A 5,432-nucleotide genomic window follows, 5' to 3' on the forward strand; every position below is an offset into this window, starting at 1 on the left:
ACCTCCCACCGAGAGCCAAGACCCCGCCGAGAGCCCACTTCCCACCGAGAGCTCAGTTCCCGCCGAGAGCTGAGTTCCCATCGAGAGCTGAGTTCTCACCGAGCGCTGAGTTCTCACCGAGAGCTCACTTCCCACCGAGAGCTGAGTTCCCATCGAGCTGAGTTCTCACCGAGCGCTGAGTTCCAGCCGAGGCTCACGTCCTGCTGAGTGCCAGCCGAGAGCTCGTCCTCCCGGACACCGGCCCGGTCACAGCCCGAGGCGGGCCAGCATCTCCAACGCTTCCGGGCGCCGGCTGACCCCGAGTTTGCGGTAGGCCGAACGCAGCTGGGTCTTGACGGTGTTGACCGAGAGGAACAGCCGCTGCGCGATCTCCTCGCGGGTCAGGCCCTCGCGGAGGAGCTGCAGCACCTCGACCTCCGCGTCGGACAGTGGTGCGGCGAGCTCGGCGCGCACCTCTACCGTGGCAAGTCCGTGGCGTTCGACGAGCTCGACCGCCCGGGCGCCCTCGGGCGAGTCGGCCAGGGCGCCCAGCGTCTCGCGGGTGAGATAGCGCAGCGTGGACCAGGTCCCCCGGTCCAGCACCTCGCGCAGGGTGTGCAGGAGCAGGCGGCGCCCCTCCTCCACGCGGCCCTCGGCAACCGTCGCCTGGGCGCGGAGCAGCGCGTGCGCCCGGTGCAGACGGTCGTCGAACGTGGCGGGCAGCTCCAGCCGGGTGACCTCCGGGTAGCGGCCCGCCGTGAACAGGTGCAGGGCACGGGCCAGCGCCACCTGGGCGGTCGCGCCGCGGGCATCCTCGGGTGGGGCGGGCAGACCGCAGAGGTCAGCGCGCGCGACGACGCGCGCGTCCGAGACCGCGGTGGCGATGACACCGTCGGCCCCGGCCGGTGGGAGGCCGGCCGCCGCGGCGGCGTCGCACAGCTCGTCGGCCTGGCGCGAGCGGCCGGTCAGCGTGAGGTGGCGGACGTGGGCCTCCAGGGCCACCGGCCAGAACTCGCCGTGGGCGAGCGGCGAGGCACCGGCCCGGCGCAGGTCCTCTGCCCGCGGGTCGAGCATGTCGACGGCACAGATGTAGTCCGTGAGCGAGATGGTGTCGTCCACCATCCGCTCGACCCAGCTCTGTGTCCGGGACAGTGCCCGGGCCCGCTCGTTGACCTGGAGGGCCTCGGTGACGTCCCCGCTCATGGCGTGGGCGAGGGCGAGCTTCGCCGTCGCCTCGCGCACCACGAAGGGGAAGCGGTCGGGGCGGTGGGTGTCCAGGGCGCCCAGGAGTAGCCCCTTGGCCGTGGTCACCTCCCCGGCCAGGAGTGCCGTGAGCGCCGCCTGGACGAGCCACAGCGCGATGGCGCCGCCCGACCCGTCGACCGGTCGGCCGCGCTGGGCACGAACACGCTCGGCGGCTCGACGCACCTGTGTCATCGCCAGTGCCGGTCGCCCGCGCAGCCGGAGGTCGGCGATGTAGCGCGCGAGCTCTGCCGGTGACGCCGCCCGGCGGGGCGGCGGCTCCGGCTCCAGCAGGTCCTCCACCAGGCCGTGCCCCGCGGTCCGGGCGAGGTAGCCGGCGTTGGGCAGTGCAGCCAGCGCGTCCGGCGGGGCGGCTGCCACCACCCGTCGCAGGTCGGCCGGGTCGACGGCGAACCAGATCTCGACCCAGTGCTCGTCGAGGACCTGCAGGGCCGTCGCCCAGTCACCCGCCTCGACAGCGGGCATGAACGTCGTCGTCGCCGGCGTCGGCTCCGCGTCGATCGTCGTGCGATCCACCTTCTCACCCCCGACCTCTCTCCCGGACGCTCGTCCGGTGCGCATCCTTGCCGCACCCGGTGGCTGCCACTTCGGTCGCCACCCTCACCCGCAGGGCGAATCTGAGGGTGATTTTTTGGGATTCACCTGTTGATGACTGACGCGCCGTCTGATGATACCGCCTGGGGTTTTCCGACCGACCCCGCGGTGCGGACACAAGTGGAGGTTGCGAAGTGAATACAGGGGGCCCTGGCCAGGTCAGTCGGTCGCGGCGGAATGCGCAGCGACGCAGGGCGAGGCGGCGCGCTCGGCAACGCGGCGTCGTGCTGACGGCGCTGCTCGGGTTGCTCGCGACGTTCGCCCTGGTGGTCCCGGCACCGGCTGCCACGGTGCACGAGCTCATCGGGGAGTGGGCGGACGATCTTCCCGAGACCGTCCAGACGGGCGACGCCCTGGCAGCCACCTGGCGCATCAACGTCAACGACGACGCGGCCGCACCCGGTAACGAGCCGGTGGACGACGTCACCTTCGAGGTCACTCTGGCCAACGCGCGGTTCGAGGGCCTGCCGGCGGCGTGCCTGACCGAGGGCGTGGACCCGGAGTCCTCGATCACCCCGGACGGCGCGACACTGCTGTGCAACCTCGGCACGGTCGACCAGGGCACCGCCGTGGTCGTGACGACGGGAGTCGTCGTCGACGGCACGTCCGGTGAGGCGGTCTCCGCGACAGGGTCCATCGCTGGCGCGAGCATCGCGCTGCCCGAGGTCACCATCGACAACGAGTTCGCGATGGACATCCGCTGGCAGACCAACAACGGCCACACCACGCGCAACGGCAACAACGTCGACGCCCGATTCCAGTGGTCGCTCTTCCACGGCGCGGGCGCCGACCCGGGTTCGGACTCGGTGAGCTACACCATCACGCCGCGGACCTCCACCGGCAGCACGGTGACCGCCGCCGGTTGCCAGGCCTTCACGACGAGGGGTGCCAGTGGCCACCCGTACTCGGGCGGCGACCACCCCGCGGACCGGGTCGCACCATTCGTCGACACCTGCACCCTGACCGCGAACGGAAACGGGACTTTCACTCTCACGCTCTCGGGGATCGACTACTCCAAGAGCCACGTCCCCACCCACGACTCCACCGGGGCGCCGCTGCCACTCGGCACGGACGTCGTCGCGGCCGGCCAGATCACCCTGCGGGTGCTCAACGCCCCCAACGCCGGCAACCTCGAGATCTCCGTCAGTGCCCCTCAGTACGTCAGCCCCACCGGCGACACCCACGCCGACGACTCGACCAACAACTCCTCGGCCACCACGTGGACCAGCGGAGTCTGGAGCGCCGGCTGGCGCCCCAACTACACCGGACAGTCCCTGCCGTCCTGGTCGGACACCTACCGGGCCGCGCCCGGTACCCGCGTCCAGCAGAACGTCAGCCTCCTCTACGGACGCGATCCCAGCAGCATCACGGTCAGCTCGTTCCAGCAGTGCCTCGTCCTCGACTCCCGCTACGTCGAGTTCGTCGATGCACGGTACGGCGACGGGGCGGGCTGGAACTCCGCCCGGCGCGAGGACGGTGTGACGTTCTACTACTACACGGGCAGCTCCGCGCTGTTGAACCCCGGCAGCAGCTCCTACGACCCGAACCAGTTCCTCTGCAACGGCACCTCGGGCTGGACGACAGCGAAGCCGGCCGACCTCTCCCAGGTCCGCGCCGTCCGGGTCACGGTCCCGCGCCAGACGGTCATCGACAGCGATTGGGCCACCCTGCGAGTGCTGACCGACATCAGGGAGGACACCCCGGTCGGGACCGACGTGTGGAGCTGGGCCGCGTACACCACCAACACCGGTACGTGGCAACACCCCCACCGCAGCACCAACGCCTCCGACGCGCCTGCGTCGGGAGTCCGCACGCCGGACGCCCGTTACCCCTATGCGGCGGCCGGCCGGGACATCCTGCGCACGATCGGCGCCCAGCCGACCGTCACCAAGGCCGCCGACCCGGTGGTCGCCCTGCCCAACGGCACGATCACCTACACGCTGGGCTACGCGGCCGAAGGCGCCGGAGCCATCCCGGAGACGGTCGACGGCTATGTGCTCAAGGACGTGCTGCCGGCGGGTATCACCTACGTGCCCGGTTCCGCGTCCCCGGAGCCTGCGGTGGGCACCGACAGCGCCGGGAGACAGGTGCTCACCTGGACGCTGGACGAGGTCGCGACGAACACGCTCCACACCCTGACCTACGACGGCCTGGTGGCCGGGGACGTCGAGCCCGGCGCACCCCTGACGAACTCGGTCGACGCCTCCTACGGCGGCACCACCTCAGCTGCGGCCACGGCCACCGTGACGGTGGGCTCGGACGGATGGACGCAGATCGTCAAGACGTCCGACCAGGCCTTCATCCCGAACCTGGCCGGCGACGGCGTCGGCGAGGGGGCCTGGACCGTCACCGTGCGCTCCCAGGACCCGACGACGCAGGCCTTCACCGACGTCATCGACATCCTTCCCTACGTTGGTGACGAGCGGGGGACCGCCTTCTCGGGCAGCTACACGCTGACCGGCGTGGACACCGTCGAGGGGGCGGACGTGTACTACACCACGGCCGACCCCGCGCAGCTCAGCGACGACCCCGCGCACCCGTCCAACGGACGGGCCGGCGACGTCACGGGGAACACGGTGGGGTGGACCACCGAGTTCACCCCCGAGGCGACAGCGGTCCGGGTCATCGGTCCGGAGCTTGCCTCCGGGGCGGCGCAGCAGTTCACCGTCGGCATCGCCACCGACGGCGCCGAGGCCGGTGACACGTTCGTCAACCGGGCCCAGGGCCGGGCCGAGCACACCGGCCTCGTCATGCGGACCTCCGCGCCGACGACGGTGGCGAACCACTACTCGGCCTCCCTGAAGAAATACGTCCAGGACGCCGAGGGGCAGTGGCACGACGCCAACGACCCGGTGGAGTACCCGAGCTTCCGGATCGGTGACGAGGTGACCTACCGCGTCGTCGTGGAGAACACGGGCGGAGGGACGCTGACGAACATCGTCGTGGCGGACGACCGACAGCCCGAGCTCGGGGCGTTCACCATCGAGTCCCTCGCGCCGGGGGAGACCGAGACGCACGAGTACACGATCACGCTCGACGAGTCCTCCGGGGGCGCGCTGGTCAACACCGCCTCGGCCACGGTGGACACCCCGCCGGACATGGAGGAGCCGCCGACCATCCCGGACGACCCTGCCGGTGTCGACGTCGTCAACTACACCGTGGCGAAGTCCTCCGCGCCCGCCTCCGGCGCGACGGTCGCACCGGGGGACACGGTCACCTACACGGTGACGGTCACCCAGGAGGGCTCCGTCCCGGCCGAGGCCTGGTTCCGAGACGCGCTCACCGAGGTCCTGGACGACGCGACCTACAACGGGGACGTCACCGCCGACATCGGCACGGCCGTGGTCGAGGACGGTGTGCTCTCCTGGGAGGGCACCGTCCCGGTCGGCGGCACCGCGACCATCACCTACTCCGTGACCGTCGACGAGTCCGCGGACCTCGGTGACGCGACCCTGACCAACGCCGTCCTCTCGCCCGGCTGCACGGACGAGTGCGGGACCACCCACCCCGTCGGCTGGTTCACCTACGCCAAGGACTCCGACCCGGCACCGGGCTCGGACGTCCAGGTGGGCGACACTGTCGAGTACACGGTCACG

2 protein-coding genes are annotated in these 5,432 nt (G+C 71.3%); one reads left to right on the forward strand and one right to left on the reverse strand.

From position 1 onward, the window contains the following. Positions 1–246: 246 nt before the first annotated feature. Positions 247–1,758, reverse strand: a complete 1,512-nt coding sequence (locus Q0195_RS11175) for a LuxR C-terminal-related transcriptional regulator (RefSeq protein ID WP_299278416.1) — start codon at positions 1,756–1,758, stop codon at positions 247–249. 302 nt (positions 1,759–2,060) lie between these two features. Between Q0195_RS11175 and Q0195_RS11180 the strand changes: the two genes are divergently transcribed. Further along, positions 2,061–5,432: hypothetical protein (locus Q0195_RS11180; RefSeq protein ID WP_299278419.1), on the forward strand; the 3,372-nt coding region annotated here is incomplete at its 3' end.

It is taken from the genome of uncultured Georgenia sp. (genome assembly GCF_937958535.1).
Lineage (GTDB): Bacteria > Actinomycetota > Actinomycetes > Actinomycetales > Actinomycetaceae > Oceanitalea.